Source organism: Colwellia sp. D2M02, from assembly GCF_018860755.1.
Classification (GTDB): domain Bacteria; phylum Pseudomonadota; class Gammaproteobacteria; order Enterobacterales; family Alteromonadaceae; genus Colwellia; species Colwellia asteriadis.
Map to the genome: position 1 here is coordinate 83,526 of NZ_JAHKPW010000043.1, position 17,121 is coordinate 100,646.

The window sequence follows — 17,121 nt, forward strand, 5'->3', positions numbered from 1 at the left end:
TTATAAGGTTATTAACGACACTTATTCCAAGGCAAGGTCTTTCCCTTACACACACCCTTGGTTTTTTGCGAGTTTTAACCATGTGTTAAAGCTCGCTTTTTTTTAAGCTAATTTTAGTTAAACTTTTATTCAAACAGGTAAAATAAACGAGCAATCGCACTATAAACACAGTAGAATTAAAAAACCTTTTAAATTGTTAAACTGCTGTGGATAACTGAATTTTTCATGAGATATCATCTTATCAATACCTATGTATATTATATGATTATTTCTCTGTGCATCACTTTTAGCTTTAGCACCAAAGCTGACTTACTTTCTGCCACCCTAGCTTACAATAATGGTAACTATCAACAGGCTCATTATGAGTTTCAACGCTTAGCTAAATTAGGTCATAAAGACGCCATTTATAATATCGGGGTCATGTACCTTTATGGCCAAGGTGTTGAAAAAGATCTCATCTCAGCCCATTCTTGGTTTTCACTCGCCGCCGATTACGGTTTAGAAGAAGCTCGCTCCGCTGCTCGCTTAATAGAGCAAGAACTTAAAGGAGATAAAGCCCAACAAATCGCGTTAACCTCTAGCCTAAAAGCGCTCAATCAGTCACTCAGTTTTGAACTATACACTCAAACATTACAGCCCGTTTTTAACGAAAAAAAATATACTAATCATAATAACCAACCGCCCTTAAGAGTGCATACTGTTGATGCTATTTACCCAAAAGAAGCTTACGAAAAAGGCATTGAAGGCTGGGTATGGTTAGAATTTGACGTAGATAAGTCCGGTGCGGTTAAAGATGTCGACATTATTGATGCTTTTCCCGATAAAACCTTTAACCGCTCCATATACAATGCTGTACGTCGTTGGCGTTATGAGCCTTTTAGAGTTGACGGACAGCTTGCAAACTATGGCAGTCGCTCATTGTTGTATCACTTTACCACTTTTAAAGGTAAACGTTATCAAGCAAGCTTTGCCCATCAGAAGAAAGATTATCAGAAAAAAATTAACTTACTCATTGAAGGTGCAGAGCAAGGAAACGCGCTAATTCAGTATTATATTGCCAACTGGCTGGTAGCCGACGAATATAATGCCACCCGTTTATTGCGATTTCATTGGCAGCAAGAAACAGCTAGTTCAGACTTATTACTTGAGTCTGCCATTAACGGCTACCCTAACTCACAATATCGCTTAGGGACTAATTTACTTAGAGGCGAGTACACCAAAACCGATCGTAAAAAAGGCATTAACTGGATATTAAATGCAGCGCAATCAGGCTTTGTTTATGCGCAATATCGTTTAGCACGAGAACTACTCGACCAACGTCATATTGAATACGACAAGCAAAAAGCGAAGCGCTGGTTAGAAAGTGCCGCCAAGCAAAATCATTTTCGCGCGCTACGTGATTTAATCAATCTAGAGTTAGCCGAGAAAAATTATCAACGGGCTAATTCATACATTATTCAAGCATTAAAGTTAGATGATGAACATCCCGACTTGTTATTCGCACAAGCGAAGGTACTAGCCAATACTCAACAAAGTGCTAAAGCAAAAGTCATATTAACCTTAGCGATTAAAGAAGCGAAAGCCAGACAGTGGTACTTTAAAGAAATAGAAGAGTACTTAACTACAATTAGCTAAGTTTACTCGCATTTAACTGCACTCTCCCTTTTATAGTTACAGGTTTTGCTCTTTTTTCTGTAATAAAATATCGGTTTCAAAGCCCTCTACTTTTGAGAACGCTAGTTGTTTACCGTCTGATGAAGCACTAATATTAAGCATTAAATGGGTATCCTGCTCATGGTTACCAATATTAGCAATTTTAATATTTTCTTGTGACTCAAAATGATACAAATATAACGTTAATACATTGCCTTGTTTTACCACATAATAAATGCCTAAATCGAAGATATACGGACGATATAACATAAATGATGGTGCTAAATTTTCAACTGGTAATAGTTCTGCTAATTGGTGTGTTAAAAAAACATTAATTATTTCACGATAATGCTTATACGATGGGTTAATTTTTCTTATTTCATCAACCGATAATAGTTGCTGCTCTGTTTCAATATCAACCACCGCTTCGCTAATTAATTCTGTAGTAGAAAGTTGCATATCATAGCGCCAATTCTGTACTAGTTTAGCGCTACGTGTAGTAAAATTAATTTGTTTGCCGTCTGAAGACCAGTTAACTTTCTCAACATTTTTATAGTCTGAAATAATCGGCACCATATGACGGCTATAAATATTAATTAAGTACAAGTTATGCTGACTATCGCCTAGTAATAAATTCTCAGAGTTAGCTGACCATAATAAAAAACGTGGCAAGATACTTTCTTGCAAATTAACTAATAAATTAGCGGCTTTTTTGTCTTTGTTTTTTAACCAAATTTCTACATGTTTTAAACCATCCATCGAGCGGCGCTGATAAGAAACAAAAGCGGTTTGACGACCATTGCTCGATAGTGTTGGTAAAATATCAGTTCGTGCTGATGAAGAGAGTTGTTGAATGTCGACCGATTGTTGCATCGCCAATGACTTAACTTGCAGAGTATATAAATTGACATTAATCAAACCTTCAGCATGTGCAAGTTGTTGATTAATGGGGTTCAGGTCAATATCAGGGATGAAACCTATAGGTAAGTGTACCACTTCACTCTCGCCATTAAGTGACACTAAACGTAAATTCTCATTACCCAGCCAAAAACTCTGCTCGCTTTCGTTCCATTTAAGCCCCCAATATTCTTGCTCGCGTTGTTCGATGGCTCTGCGAATCGAGGTCTGCAAGTTCAAATGTTGTAATACATACCCTTGAGGTTTTTTCTCTACAAATAACAATTGTTGTGAGGTTTTATCTAAGTCCATCAAAATAGGAGCAATGTTATCAACTTGTTCTTGCTTGATGACACTTGGATAGCCTTCTAAAGACAAAGTAAATTGCGTTAAAATTGGCTGATTATTTTGCCATTGCTGTACATACAAGGTGTTATCGTTATACCAATGCATTTTTTGACGGCTAAAGCCAACTTCACAATAAGCTAAATGAAAGTCAGGACTTAATCGCCAGGTTTCCACGGGGTTGCTAACAGACATTACTCTTATTTCACAACTAATAGGGTCATGACGATAATAAATTAACCAATTACCATCGGGCGACCACTCTGCAGCCTCTTCACTATATCCTGTACTTTTAAAAACATGTACTGATTGACTTTGCGCGTCATAAACCGCCAAGTCCATTTGACTACGACGGCTATCGCTTTGGCTAAACGCTAAATAACGCCCTTGCGGAGAGTAGCGCAAATAACTTTCAGGGCCTGGTGTTGAGGTTAATCGCGACTCGTAACTATAGTGGGGGATTTGCAAACTGGGTTTTGCTAGTTCGATGATCCCCATCGTAAGCCCTATCCCCAATAATGCACTGCCGCCACCAATCACCAAATAGGTAAGGCGCTTATTTCGACTACTTTGTACGGTTTTTGCAACTTGCTCAGGAAAAGTAAGCTCGGCAATAAGTTGATAACCAACTCGGGGAACGGTCTTAATAAAACGCGGGGTATCTTTATCGTCATGTAGTGATTTTCGTAACTGGGTTACCGCCTGCGAAACCGAGTTATCACTAACAATAGTGTCACTCCACAGAGCATTCATTATTTGATTTCGAGACAGCGCTTTACCATGATTTTTAACAAATAAATGCAATAGTTTAAGCTGCCTAGCCTCAACGGCTAGCCACTCATTGTTAATTAAAAGCTTTAAACCGACAAAGTCGACTTCTACTTCATTAACTTTTACTTTTTCAATTGGCTGCTGCGGCATTAAATCATTACAAGTAGTAGTGTTAATTATGGTCAATAGACCTAACAAAGGGTATTATGGTTAGTTACAAACGAGGTTAATTATTAGTATTAAAATCTCATTAAATTACAAACGAAAGAGCAAATAATTAACTGACTCTATTCTATGCTGCACAAGCCGCTATATCAATTGATAAAACCGCTAACAGCCTAAGTTTTACAATGAAGATATACCGTTGAAAAATATTATATTATCGGTAGTGGTTCTACTATTACAATTTTAGCAATAACGGCACAATGTAACTTATTTGCTTATAACTAAAAACAACACAAATGAGTAATTTACAACATGAGTAACATGAAAATTTCAATAAGGTTTTGCGTTAATCTATCAGTGCTATTAAGCACCTGCGCATTAACCGTTTTCGCTGAGGAACAGCCGACACAGAAAACAGCATCAACGATTGATTCTTTAGAAAAAATTCAAATTCGTGGTATTCGTGGTAGCTTAGTCAAGTCAATTGAAACCAAACGTTATAACAATGCAATTGTCGATGCGATAACCGCTGAAGATATTGGAAAGTTTCCCGATAAAAATGTTGCCGAGTCATTACAACGCATTACCGGCGTGTCGTTAACTCGTGTACAAGGCGAAGGTGAACGTATTGGTGTTAGAGGTACAGCGCCAAGTCAAAACCGTACTTATATTAACGGACAAAATATTGCCTCTGCCGACTGGTGGATTTCTTCACAGCCTAACCGTGGCTTTAATTACACTTTATTACCCGCAGAAATTGTCAGTTCGCTAGAAATATATAAATCTCCAGAAGCCGATCATGACGAGGGCTCACTTGGTGGCTCAATTAATATTAAAACGCATGCTCCACTTGAAACTCTAGACAATATGTTTGTTGGCACAGTGCAATTACAATACAGTGATATTTCACAAAAAACCGATCCGCAACTGTCATTATTCTACAACTACATTAACGACGCTAAAGACTTTGGCGTAATGGTGTCATTAACTCAGCACGAGCGCAGTTTGCGCCGCGACGGTTTAGAGTCTTGGGGCTGGGCTGAACGTAATTATAATAAAACCGACCAAGGCGGCTTACGATTAACACAAAATGAAGAAGCCGATTTAACTAATGTTTGGTCGCCCGGTGGCGGTGGCTCAGCAGTATTTGAGCAAGATCGTGAGTTATCAAGCGCCATGGTTGCTATACAATATCAACCTAACAATGACTGGAATATTGAACTAAACACCCTTTACTCGGTATTAAATGCTGATAATACTAATCAAAATTTTCTTTGGCAGCCCAGCACTGTTTATGACCGTGGCGGTGAAATAAGTGCTTATCAACTTATCGATAACACCTTAACACAAGCTAATTACACGAAAGTACCAAGTACGAACAGTAAAGGTGTGCCTTTTAGTACAGCGATGGAAGCGATTTGGCGAGAGTCGAGCATAGAAACCAGCTTAGTGCACTTACTTGCTGAGCACACGGTGGATTACTGGAAAATGCAATACCAAATAGGTTTCACTAAAGCGAGCGGAGGAACCAGTAAAGACTTTACTTCACAATGGTCTGCAAACACTGATTTTTCGGTTAATTTACGCACTCCTAAAGATATTGTCGCTCAATATCAAGTTGATCCATTATCTGCAAAAGACTGGCAAATATCTGAGGTTAGAGAAGATGCTCAACACTCTGATGATAGTGAGTTTTTTTTACAAGGAGATTTTGAATATCAATTAGATCGCCCTTTTATTCAATCAGTAAAGTTTGGTGCTAAATTTAAACAGCACCAACGAGACTTTATTCGTTTGCGCTCTAAAAACAGTGACTATACGGGGATGGCCAGAGAATTAGATTGGACTTTAGCTGATTTTCCAGCCGCATTTCCATCGCATTATTTATCAGGCGTTGGCTCCAATAATACTTTGAAGAATTATGCTTTCGCTGATATTAACTCGCTTAATAACGCATACCAAACCCTTGATTTTGTACAAGGAGAAGAAAAGCCGAGTACTTTTGATATTACCGAAACCAGCTTAGCCGCCTACGGTAAAATGAACTTTTCAGGGGATTTTTATCGCGGCAATCTAGGTGTTAGGCTGGTTCACACCCAACAAGATGCTGACGCCTATGAAAAGGTGTCTGAAGTTGAGAGCATTTATAGAGAGTACCTTTGGACTCAAACCAGTAAAAGCTATACCGATTTTCTTCCTAGCATTAATATTGCCATCGACTTAAGTGATAATGTTTTATTAAGGCTTGCAGCGTCAAAGGTAATGTCTCGCCCTGAATATAATCATTTAATGCCTTCAACTAACTATAACGTAACGCAAGCACAAGGTGCTGGTGGAAATCCTGACTTAGATCCCTTTAGATCGACTAACTTTGATTTAGGTATAGAGTGGTATTTTGACCATACCTCTTTGCTGTCAGCTGCAGCTTTTCATAAAGATATTCAATCATTTATTGATATTAAACGTTCTCAAGAAGAATATGAAAATATTAATATGATTATCAACCGCCCTGTTAACGGCAGCGGTGGTAGCATTTATGGGCTTGAACTAAACTTTCAAAAAGAACTTTTTTATGGTGTTGGTATTATTGCCAATTATACCTTTGTTGATGGTGAGCGTAAGGAGCTAATAACAGGCAAAAACATTCCTATTCCAGGTAATTCAAAGCATAGTAGTAATTTTACCACCTATTTCGAAAATGACTGGCTGAGTACTCGCCTAGCTTATAACTTTAGAACTGAATTTGCGACTGGCGTAGGCGAAGAAATCACTGATGATTATGGCCAGTGGGACATTAACGTGTCTTTCATGATAACGGAGTCATTATCACTTGTTTTTGAGGGAATTAATTTAACCGACGAAGTTAATTACACCTATGAAAGAAATGAATTTGCTCCTATCGGTATTTATAAAAATGGCCGTCGCTATTATGCTGGCATCAGAGTGAGCTTATAACTATAAATTATTAGCAGAAAGTTAGCATAGACATATACGGTAAAGCCTTTTTTTCATGGTAAGAAAGTATTCATGCTAACCTTCGTATAAATTTGCGATGTAAATGGCGAAGATCATGAGCACTTTTGTCGTTAGCTTTATCAAACTGCCTATTGAGCAGCTGCATTATATTGCCTACAATAGCGCAATTTTATTTTACTATAGGTCAACAACATGAATGACACTAAATCATTACCCGATTTACCCGATCGCCTTTCAGGAAACCCCCGCAGCCCGCATTATATTGAAGAAGTTTTCGAAAACGAAATTGGTATTATTCTTAACGGTAAAGAACGCTTTGACGTAGAAGAATACTGCATTAGTGAAGGCTGGGTAAAAGTACCAGCTCATAAAGCACTAGACCGTCGTGGACAACCATTGTTAATGACGATAAAAGGCAAAGTAGAAGCGTTTTATCGTTAAACACAGTTACGAGCTAAAGCGCAAGTTAACAACTAAAAACAGGAACTCAGCGACATTTTAAACGCTATGTTCCTGTTTTTTTATGTATTGGTATCACATATTGAGATCATTTGTTGGTATTGCTTACTGCTAACGCTTCAAGAAATAACGCTTTATTTTTATATTCACGTAACATCGCTTTATTTTCATGTTCATGCAAAGCTGCTAGTTCGTCCGCTGCTAATATCGTTAGAGCAGGCGCGTAGCTAAATTGAATGGTAGGAAAGACATAGCTAAAAATAAATTTAGCACGAGTCATATGAAAATCAGAAGTAACTAAAACAGCATCAGTTATTTGTGCTGCTTCAATAACTATTTTTGCAAGTGTTGCATCTTCTAAGGTAAAACGACTTAGCACCAAAGGTAAAAACTGTGTTTTAGGAACACCTTTGTTAATTAAGTACTCTCGCGTATAAAAGCTATGAGGTTGATTAGTAACATTAAAGCTGGCACCAAAACCACCTGTGCATAGTACTTTCGTATCAGGGTTTTTAGTGTATTCCTGCCAAGCTTGCTCACAGCGAGCAATACCTAATGCCGATAAATTACCTTGCTCATCATTAGGCGAACCTAATACAATAATTACACTGTTCATACATACTCCCTAAGCGTTATCAGCATTTAGTCTACTCTTGGTTTACTAGTTATCACAACAAAAAGCTCACCGAAGTGAGCTTTATAATTTAGATAAATATCATTCTGTAATGATTAAAATTGCGCAGTGAAGTTTACACCATAAGTATCATAATCATTTGTATCATTACTCGAAGCGTAATAAGCACCTAACGCATAGTTTTTATTGAAGTAATGATTTGCACCTACGCTATAACTTTCATCATTTCCATAGCTTGCTGATACCGAGGTTTTAGTATTGAAGTAATAGTTTACATTAGCATTCCAAGAATCGTCTTCGTAATCACCACTGTTATCATAAATATAATCAGCGCCCATTACTAAATAACTCTCGTTAGCTAAACCCATAAAGTATTTAGCTGATAAATTATGAAAGTCTAAGTCTTCATCGGTTGAATAAGTAAAACCAACATAGTCAACGTCGCCTAATTGCCAATTGTAACTCGCACTCATGGTGACATAAGCGCTTTCCCCTTCGTATTTGTTCACGTTAACTTTAACTAATAAATCATCAGAAAATAAGTAACCTGCTGTCAAAAAGTAAGCATCTGAATTTCTACTATAACTAGTATTATAAGTATCATTTGAGCGTACTTTAACTTCGCTATCAGCATAAGAATAACCACCACCTATAAGAAAGTCGCCAGTAAACCACTCGCCGCTGGCACTAAGATTATGGGTGTTACTACTGCCAAAGTAAGATGATTGTCCGTTCCCGTAATCTAAACCAATATCGCTGTCATTATATTGATAACCAACTGAAATATTACTAATTTTCTCAATAAATTTAAATTGATTTAGTGGCCCCAGAACTGCTCGACCATCAAAGTAATAACGACTATTAAGGTTAAACATTGAAGTGTCTGTATCGCCCTCATCAGTTAAGCTATAACCAGCTCCTGAAAATGACTGATAATCTTGCGCTGAAGCTTGTAATGAATGGCCTAAAAGTAAGCTTGGGATAAGTACTGCTAAGGCTGATAATTTCATAAATACGTCCTTGTAAACGTTAATTGATTAATAATATAAAAATCGCTTTCCTCTGACAAATAAAGCCTAAAAAGGTAAAGCGAACAATGCCGTGCATCATACCTAAATAAAAATTTAACACATTAAAAAATCGGGAAAAAATCACATTTTATTACAAATTAACCACACTTCGTATCCCCATAAAATACAAATAAAAAAACCCGCCGAAGCGGATTTTCATTAACTAACATCATCACCTTATAAACCGGTGAATATCATCACCGTTAATTATTTTTTAGTCTTTATTTTTACAGGAAAGCCTCTGTCACGCATCAGCGCTTCAACTTGCGCATCACGACCTCTAAAGGCGCGATAAGCTTCAGATGGGTCGACCGCATTACGTACGCTAAATAAGTGCTCAACTAATTTAGCTGCCACTTCTTTATCGTAAAAACCGCCTGGCGCTTGTGCAAAAGCTTCTGCTGCATCAGAGGTTAGTACTTCTGCCCACATGTAACCGTAATAGCTTGAGGCATAACCTTCACTGCTAAAGATATGACCAAATTGTGGACTACGATGACGCATAACCACTTGTTCTGGCATATTTAAGGCTGCTAACGTATCGCGCTCAAACTTATCAGGGTCGATACCTTTAGGGTCAACCGTATGAAACTTCATATCAACTAATGCTGAGGCTAAATACTCTGTAGTTTTAAAGCCTTGATTAAAGGTGGCCGCTTGCTTAATTTTAGCAATTAATGCTTTTGGCATTGGCTTACCTGTTTTGTAGTGCACAAGGTAGTTATTAATCACTTCATCCGTTGATAACCAACGCTCTAACAGTTGAGACTGAAACTCAGTATAATCACGTACGCCACCGTTAAGTGTTGGGTATTCTACTTTTGACGCTAAGAAATGCAGTGCATGACCAAACTCATGGAAGTACGTCTCAGCATCTGACCAAGAAATAAGTGTTGGTTGCCCTGCCGCCCCTTTACTGAAGTTTGAGTTGTTTGACGAAAGTACATTCTTTTTGCCGTCAAAGGTTGTATGGCTTCTATAGGTAGTTGCCCACGCACCTGAACGCTTGCCTTTACGTGCAAACGGGTCTAAATACCATAAACCAATATGTTCGCCTGAGGTTTTATCTTTTACTTCCCAAACGCGTACATCTTCATGAAAAACAGGTACTGAGCCGTCAGTAATTTCCGTGAAATTAAAGTTAAATAAACGACCGGCAACATAGAACATTGCTTCACGTAGCTTATTTAGCTGTAAGTATTGTTTTACTTCATCAGAGTCTAAATCGTATTTATCTTGACGTACTTTTTCAGCATAAAAACGGTAATCCCACGCTTCAATTTTTTCAATGCCGTCTTGTCGCTTACCAATTGCTAACATATCAGCAACTTCTTCATCCACACGAGCAATAGCCGCAGGCCATACTGACTCCATTAACGCGATCGCATTTTCAGGCGATTTAGCCATGCGATCTTCTAAGCGCCAAGAGGCATAGTTTTTATAACCTAATAAGCCAACACGTTCATGACGAAGTTTTAAAATTTCTGCAATAATCGCGTTATTATCAAACTCATCACCGTTATCACCACGGCTGTAGTATGTTTGCCATACTTTTTTTCTTAATTCGCGTTCAGTTGAATAAGTTAAAAATGGGTCCATTGATGAACGTGTATTAGTAATGGCATATTGACCATCATGATCACGCTCAGTAGCCGCAGCAGCTGCAACGGTAATAATTGACTCAGGTAAACCACCTAACTGATCTTTTGTTAAATATAAAACATAGTTTTCTTCATCAGCTAACACGTTATTACCAAATTGCGTATGCAGCTGCGCTAAACGTAAGTTAATTTCTGCATAACGTTTTTGATCTTCAGTATTTAGCGTAGCGCCATTACGAGCGAAGCTATTATACTTTAACTGTACTAAGCGCTGTTTTTCAGGGCTTAACGATTTTACTTCATCGCTATTATAAACAGCTTTAACACGTGCAAATAACTTGGCATTTTGACGAATAGTTGAAGAAAAAGCAGAAAGCTTAGGTGCTAACTCGCTTTGTAATTGACGAAATTCACTGCTTGATTTATTTGAACGCCAAATACCGTAATAAGTAAATAGTCGGTCTAAATCAGCTCCTGTTTTTTCCATCGCCACAATGGTATTTTCAAACGTAGGCGTTGCAGGGTTATTGGCAATCACGTCGATTTCAGCTAATTCACTTGCCATTGCTTGTTCCATTGCAGGAACAAGGCCGGCTAAGGTTACTTTATCAAAGGCAGGAACACCTTGAAACGGGCCTTGCCACGGCGCTAATAACTGCTCTTTAGATTGTTCGACAACTGTCGCATTAACAACAGCAGTTGCAGCTTCAGTAACATTTGACTGAGTATTATCGGCGGCTGTACAACCCATCAAAATACTTGATGTTAACAACGCTTTAAAAAATATTTTTTTCATGTGTACTCTCTACGATTGAGAACCAAATAACATAATCTGGGTTCAGGTAAGTTAATTATTCATGTCTGAGTTGATGTTGAAGCTATATAAATAGTCACAACGCATAATCAGTAGTACTCGAATAAGTTACTTTTATTCTATCAATATTTAGTCACGATAACCGTCTTGCTATTACCGTTTGTCGTTTGTAGCCTACCACTGAGCTTAAAAGCGATATTTTCATAAACTGAAGGGAGTATTTTATAAACAGAAAAAACCGACTGTAAAAGAATTACAGTCGGTAAAGGGGAGTATAAGTTGGGAGCCTCCCCATAAACACATAATGCGAAAACGTTTGTGCTAGGGTCGATTATTTTTTGTCCGTCCAGAATAAAAAATAAAAGTCGTTGTACTATAGTTAACTAAGCCCCTTTAACTAGCTCAACAAACTCAGCAAGCTCTTGTTTACTAACAAGTAAGTCGGCATTGCTATCAATTTTTTCAAATGAGCTTACTAATACTTCGTTTTTGCTTGAAGTGATTTCTGCTTTACTTAGTGAGCCATCTTTATCAAGATCTAAGTTATTAAATACCACTTCATTGATACTTGCTTTTACTGGTTGAACTGGCTCTGAACTAGCAATTTGAGGAGTATCACTTCCTAGCGGTGCTGTCATTTCATTAGCACTCACAAAAAATGATGCTGCTAACATAGTTACAACCACTACGGAAATTTGGCTTAAGCTAATATTTTTCATTGTTCTTCCTTATTATTTATTCACTGTAAAAGTTATGACACCACAATATGTAATTAGCTATGTCTGATTAAATCTAATTTCATATTGATTATTTAAACTGCTAGGTATAAACAGTTAATTAAAATATATAACGGTAACAACACTAAACGCGGGAAAGTCGTTTATTAATCACCGTTATTCAAACAGGATATAGCACAGTGTGTACCAACTTTTTAATCGATTGATTTGAAAGGAATTTAATTAAACAGCAAGCTTTTCAAACCCCACAACTGTAGTTAATTAGAGACAGGTAATAAAAATTATAAATTTTTTGCCGAGCCACAACATATAACAAAACAAAAATAACATTAAATTACAATAACTTAAACAACAAAAAAACACCCTAACACCCATGTCGCCAAAAGGTGACACCATTGTTTTTCGCGCGCTTTTAGCATAAAAAGGCACTCTATTAAATTTCTCCGCTAGTAATCAAGAAAGGAAACATGACGTGCCAAGTAAGTTAACCGCTAAGCAACTTTGCCAGTCACTATTGAAAAAAGTATCTATCAGTAAATTAACCTTGCTAGGTTTTTTATTAGTTGCGCTGCCATTAACCGCAGCATTACTTTTTAGCGTCAGTAAATTAAGTGACCTCGCTAAGCAAAGCACTGTTTCGGTTTACCATGTTGCTCAGTTAACCCAATTAAATAATCAACTCAGCGATAGACTGGTCTCTATAGAGCGTTTTGCTAGTCAGTATGTTGTATTGAAAGATACTGCTTTACTCACAACATTCACCGAACAACAACGAAGCTTTCTTAATATTATTGAGCATTTTTTACTACAACAGCAGGATTTAACATTAGTTGCGTTACTCAAAGAGCTCAGTGTTGAGAGCCAGCTAATAAAAGATGAAATACAAAAAGATAGTGATGAAAACTCAGGTAATTTAACCTTAGATATAGTACAGCGAAAGTTTAAAATACTGGTTAACTTAAAAAATAAAATTAAAGATCGAAGCAATACCATTATCAACGAACAAGCCACCAACATTGACTTTACCGCTAAGCAAGTTAACCAAAATATTTTAAATAGTCTCTATACCATTCCAATAACATTATTAATTGCCTTAATATTTTTATTATTGATAACCAGACCATTAAAGGCACTGATCCGAAAAATTAACACTTTAGAGCAAGGCAACTTTAGTGAGAAAATTGATGTCCAAGGAACGAGTGAAGTAGAAGAAATAGCTCAAGCCCTTGAGATGATGCGTAAAAGGTTGCATGCGTTAGAGCTTCAAAAATCAAGTTTTATTCGTCATATTTCTCACGAGCTAAAAACGCCGCTAGCAGCGATTAGAGAAGGCACTGAGTTAATTTATGATAATAGCGTTGGCCCTTTAAATGACGACCAGCAAGAGATTTGCGACATTATTCGCGGTAGCGTTACTCGCTTACAGCGTTTAATTGAAGACTTACTCGATTTTAATATTGTTCTTGATTCAACAAGCTTACAAGATGCTGAAAAAATTCACTTACCTACGCTAATTGACAGCGCCTTAGCATTACGAAAATTAGATATAAAACGTAAAAATTTAGTTATAGATAGCAGCGGTAGTGACTGTGATTTTTACAGTAATACAAAACAAATAAGCGTGATTTTAGATAACGTATTATCTAACGCGATAAAATTTTCACCACTGGGCGGCATTATCACCATTAAATATCACAGTACTCATAATAATAAAAACAACTTAATTATTGAAATCACCGACCAAGGCCCTGGGATGAGCAATAATTTAAAAGACAAGGTGTTTGACGCCTTTTACCAAGGTCCTCCACCGCAAGATAACCAAATAAAGGGTAGTGGTTTAGGGTTAACTATAGTGAAAGAGTTATTAATGCGTCTTAATGGCTTTATCGATTTAAGTGACAACCACACATCGAACCACGACAAATCATCATTAAAACAACATGGTAAAGGCAGCTGCGTTACGATAACACTACCACAAGAAAATAAAGCTAAATCAACAGCTCCTTAAAACAAGCCAAAATAATTAGCACAACAGGTTACAGGTAAATAGATATGTTCAGCACTAAACACGACAACAGCAATACATCACAAGCATTTAATTCAGTGTTATTGCCCACTGTCATCGCACTTATACTCATAACAATGCTAAGCGCTTGTCAGTTAACGCCCAAAGCGGAGCCAAAGGTAGCCAAAAATACCCATAAAACGTTGCATTATAGTCATTACTATTTATGGTTAAAAACGTTATCACCACAAGAGTTAGTTGCTGAAATAGACAGTCGAAAAAAAGCACTTTCCCTACAATCAGATACCATTACTGAGCAAGGAACAAATCACAAATTTACTCAGCACCACGCTAAAATGATGCTTATTTACAGCTTACCTAGCTCACCTATTTATCAACCTTATGCAGCAAAAACACTACTTAACAATGCCAACTTTTCTGACGATGATTACTCTTCTCCAAGCGATAATAGTGACTCTCTGCATAACTTAGCTTTTATGTTGTTACTGAAAGACCAATTAAATGCACAATTAAAATTACTGACCGCGCAAGCGGCATTAAAAACAAAAGCCAAACAAGAATATGCTCGAAAAGATGCAGCAATAGAACAACTTGAAAAGCAGTTACATCAATTGAAAAAAATAGAAGAAAACTTAACAAAGCATCAATAAATACGTTCGTAAAAGCACCACTAAAGAAATTATTAAAGTGGTGACATTTATTTAAAGTACACCGTGTAGATTATATACTTACAGCTTAAATGAGAGAGTAACCATGAGCCAACAAGACTTACCTAATGCAGCAACAAAAGTATTAATTGTTGATGACGATCCAAGCTTACTAAGGTTGCTCAGTATTCGCTTAAAAGCCGCGGGCTATGATGTAGAGTCGGCTGCTAATGCCAAAGTTGCTTTAGGTACCTTACAAAGCTTTTTACCTGAAGTGGTTATCAGTGATTTACGCATGGAAGGTATGGACGGAATGGCGCTCTTTCAGCAAATTAGGCAACAACACCCTAATATGCCGGTTATTATTATGACCGCGCACGGCACCATTCCCGATGCAATTAGCGCCACTAAGCAAGGTGTATTTAGTTTTTTGACTAAACCGTTTGAAAGTCAGCAGTTATTAGACACAGTACAACAAGCTATTTTATTGCAACCATCAACTAACGAAGATAATGCTGATAAAGATCATTGGCGCGCTAACATCATCAGTCGCAGCACTGTTATGGCCTCGTTATTACAACAAGCTAAACAAGTAGCAAGTAGTGATTTTAGTTTATTAATCCACAGTCAAAGTGGTACCGGTAAAGAGCTGCTAGCAAAAGCAATACACTTAGCCAGTAGTCGTAAAGACAAACCTTTTACCGCAATAAACTGTGCTGCAATTCCTGAGCAACTATTAGAGTCTGAGCTTTTTGGTCACACCCGAGGCGCTTTTACGGGTGCCGCTAAAGATCATGTCGGTTTATTCCAAGCAACCGATGGCGGTACGCTGTTTTTAGATGAAATCGGCGATATGCCGTTAAATTTTCAAGTAAAACTATTACGGGTTTTACAAGAAAAAGAGATACGCCCCGTTGGTAGCACGCAATCAATTAAGGTTGATGTTAGAATTATTTCTGCCACCCATAAAAACTTACAACAAGCCATTATCAACAATAGCTTTCGCGAAGATTTATATTACCGACTCAATGTTGTTGAATTAGAGCTACCACCACTGGCTGAGCGCCGAGAAGATATTCCATTATTGGTGCAATATTTCCTCAATCAAGCGGTACAACGTTCAAACTCACCGATAAAAAGCTTAAATGTGGAAGCAATGGAGTTATTAATTGCTGCGCCATGGCCAGGTAACATCAGACAATTACAAAATGTGGTAGAGCAAAGTATTGCCCTGTGTAGTGAAAATGTTATTAGTGAGGTAGTAATAAAAAATGCTCTGCGTGATAAAACAACGCAATTACCGTCATTTCAACAAGCGCGAGAGCATTTTGAACGTGATTATTTGGCGCGACTTTTAAAAATTACCGCCGGTAATGTTTCGCAAGCCGCCCGTATTGCGCAGCGTAACCGCACAGAGTTTTACAAGTTACTTAATCGCCATCACTTAATACCTGAATCATATCGAGAAGAGTGAACAGCGCATAAAGTACCAAAAAGTGCGTAGTTAACTTAGGTTAAACGCGCTTGTAACCATGCCGAAATATCGGCCAACTGCTCAGGTATAACGCTATGTGGCATGCGATACGTTTGCCAGCTAACATTATAGCCATCGGCTTTTAATAATTGATGCGCCATATGCCCAGCGCTCATTGGCACAACATCATCTTGTTCGCCATGCTGCTGTAATATAACCGTATTTTTGTTAGCTTCATGGCAGTTTTCAGGAAGTTTATCTGCGGTAGGTAAATAACAAGACAGCGCTAAAATACCCGCGAGTTTTTCAGGGTAACGTAAGCCAGTAAACAAACTTAAAACCCCGCCTTGACTAAAACCAGCGAGTACAATATTACTGGCTGCAATACCTGAATCAATTTGTTCTTGAATTAACGCCTGCACTAGTTTTTCAGACTCAAGCACGCCAGCCATATCTGCACGATTATGTAAATCCATACTCTTAATATCGTACCAAGAACGCATCACATAGCCTTGGTTAATGGTTACCGCTTGCTCAGGCGCATGAGGAAAAATAAAACGAATACTGTGATTTGGTGGCAAACCTAAAACAGGGACCACAGGAGCAAAACCATCACCCGAGTCACCCAAACCATGTAACCAAATAACACAAGCTGTCGCAGGGCTTTTCGGCTCTATGGTTACGCGCTCTAAAGGAGAAATTGACATAATAAACCTTATTTTTTTAAATTTGCCACATCTTATCAGGCAATATTCGTTAACCCAATCACTTCATTCGCTCAACGGAGCTTTTAGCCATATTTTTTCAGTAAGGGTATTTTAGAAAAATATACTCCTTCGATTAAAGTAGCCT

Annotated in this window: 12 protein-coding genes; 6 read left to right on the forward strand and 6 right to left on the reverse strand. The window is 37.6% G+C overall.

The features are described 5' to 3' along the window. Positions 1-225 precede the first annotated feature (225 nt). On the forward strand, positions 226-1,635 hold the full coding sequence (locus tag KO495_RS06990) for a TonB family protein (RefSeq protein WP_252738849.1): 1,410 nt from the start codon (positions 226-228) through the stop codon (positions 1,633-1,635). A 36-nt stretch (positions 1,636-1,671) separates the two neighbouring features. Here the strand turns inward: KO495_RS06990 and KO495_RS06995 are convergent, their stop codons facing one another. Further along, entirely contained in the window at positions 1,672-3,816 is a 2,145-nt protein-coding gene (locus KO495_RS06995; protein ID WP_215979686.1) for a winged helix-turn-helix domain-containing protein, read from the reverse strand. A 336-nt stretch (positions 3,817-4,152) separates the two neighbouring features. Between KO495_RS06995 and KO495_RS07000 the strand changes: the two genes are divergently transcribed. Beyond that, the gene (locus KO495_RS07000; RefSeq protein ID WP_215979687.1) at positions 4,153-6,786 is read left to right on the forward strand and encodes a TonB-dependent receptor; all 2,634 of its coding nucleotides are present in this window, start codon (positions 4,153-4,155) and stop codon (positions 6,784-6,786) included. A 213-nt stretch (positions 6,787-6,999) separates the two neighbouring features. Beyond that, positions 7,000-7,248 (forward strand): DUF3297 family protein, encoded by a 249-nt coding sequence (locus tag KO495_RS07005; RefSeq protein WP_215979688.1) that lies wholly within the window; start codon positions 7,000-7,002, stop codon positions 7,246-7,248. A 106-nt stretch (positions 7,249-7,354) separates the two neighbouring features. On the opposite strand, the gene KO495_RS07010 is transcribed toward KO495_RS07005, so the two are convergent. From KO495_RS07010 to KO495_RS07025, 4 genes are all read right to left on the reverse strand, one after another. Further along, positions 7,355-7,882 carry a YdcF family protein gene (locus KO495_RS07010; protein WP_215979689.1) on the reverse strand — a complete coding sequence of 176 codons (528 nt, stop codon included), beginning with the start codon at positions 7,880-7,882 and terminating at the stop codon, positions 7,355-7,357. 113 nt (positions 7,883-7,995) lie between these two features. Next, entirely contained in the window at positions 7,996-8,910 is a 915-nt protein-coding gene (locus KO495_RS07015) for a putative porin (RefSeq protein ID WP_215979690.1), read from the reverse strand. A gap of 267 nt (positions 8,911-9,177) precedes the next feature. Next, positions 9,178-11,367, reverse strand: a complete 2,190-nt coding sequence (locus tag KO495_RS07020) for a M3 family metallopeptidase (protein ID WP_215979691.1) — start codon at positions 11,365-11,367, stop codon at positions 9,178-9,180. Positions 11,368-11,768: 401 nt separating this feature from the next. Then, positions 11,769-12,104 carry an EF-hand domain-containing protein gene (locus KO495_RS07025; RefSeq protein WP_215979692.1) on the reverse strand — a complete coding sequence of 112 codons (336 nt, stop codon included), beginning with the start codon at positions 12,102-12,104 and terminating at the stop codon, positions 11,769-11,771. Positions 12,105-12,594: 490 nt separating this feature from the next. Here KO495_RS07025 and KO495_RS07030 point away from each other — a divergent pair, with 490 nt between their 5' ends. From KO495_RS07030 to KO495_RS07040, 3 genes are all read left to right on the forward strand, one after another. Further along, positions 12,595-14,130 carry a HAMP domain-containing sensor histidine kinase gene (locus KO495_RS07030; RefSeq protein WP_215979693.1) on the forward strand — a complete coding sequence of 512 codons (1,536 nt, stop codon included), beginning with the start codon at positions 12,595-12,597 and terminating at the stop codon, positions 14,128-14,130. Between the two features lie 44 nt (positions 14,131-14,174). Beyond that, on the forward strand, positions 14,175-14,798 hold the full coding sequence (locus tag KO495_RS07035) for a hypothetical protein (protein WP_215979694.1): 624 nt from the start codon (positions 14,175-14,177) through the stop codon (positions 14,796-14,798). A 103-nt stretch (positions 14,799-14,901) separates the two neighbouring features. After that, complete coding sequence (locus tag KO495_RS07040; RefSeq protein ID WP_215979695.1) at positions 14,902-16,269, forward strand: sigma 54-interacting transcriptional regulator; 1,368 nt, start codon at positions 14,902-14,904, stop codon at positions 16,267-16,269. 35 nt (positions 16,270-16,304) lie between these two features. Here KO495_RS07040 and KO495_RS07045 read toward each other — a convergent pair whose 3' ends face one another. Further along, on the reverse strand, positions 16,305-16,976 hold the full coding sequence (locus KO495_RS07045; RefSeq protein WP_215979696.1) for an alpha/beta hydrolase-fold protein: 672 nt from the start codon (positions 16,974-16,976) through the stop codon (positions 16,305-16,307). Positions 16,977-17,121: the final 145 nt, after the last annotated feature.

Coding starts and splice junctions, on each gene's coding strand:
- KO495_RS06990 (WP_252738849.1), top strand. CDS start 226: ATGAGATATCATCTTATCAATACCTATGTATATTATATGATTATTTCT.
- KO495_RS06995 (WP_215979686.1), bottom strand. CDS start 3,816: ATGCCGCAGCAGCCAATTGAAAAAGTAAAAGTTAATGAAGTAGAAGTC.
- KO495_RS07000 (WP_215979687.1), top strand. CDS start 4,153: ATGAAAATTTCAATAAGGTTTTGCGTTAATCTATCAGTGCTATTAAGC.
- KO495_RS07005 (WP_215979688.1), top strand. CDS start 7,000: ATGAATGACACTAAATCATTACCCGATTTACCCGATCGCCTTTCAGGA.
- KO495_RS07010 (WP_215979689.1), bottom strand. CDS start 7,882: ATGAACAGTGTAATTATTGTATTAGGTTCGCCTAATGATGAGCAAGGT.
- KO495_RS07015 (WP_215979690.1), bottom strand. CDS start 8,910: ATGAAATTATCAGCCTTAGCAGTACTTATCCCAAGCTTACTTTTAGGC.
- KO495_RS07020 (WP_215979691.1), bottom strand. CDS start 11,367: ATGAAAAAAATATTTTTTAAAGCGTTGTTAACATCAAGTATTTTGATG.
- KO495_RS07025 (WP_215979692.1), bottom strand. CDS start 12,104: ATGAAAAATATTAGCTTAAGCCAAATTTCCGTAGTGGTTGTAACTATG.
- KO495_RS07035 (WP_215979694.1), top strand. CDS start 14,175: ATGTTCAGCACTAAACACGACAACAGCAATACATCACAAGCATTTAAT.
- KO495_RS07040 (WP_215979695.1), top strand. CDS start 14,902: ATGAGCCAACAAGACTTACCTAATGCAGCAACAAAAGTATTAATTGTT.
- KO495_RS07045 (WP_215979696.1), bottom strand. CDS start 16,976: ATGTCAATTTCTCCTTTAGAGCGCGTAACCATAGAGCCGAAAAGCCCT.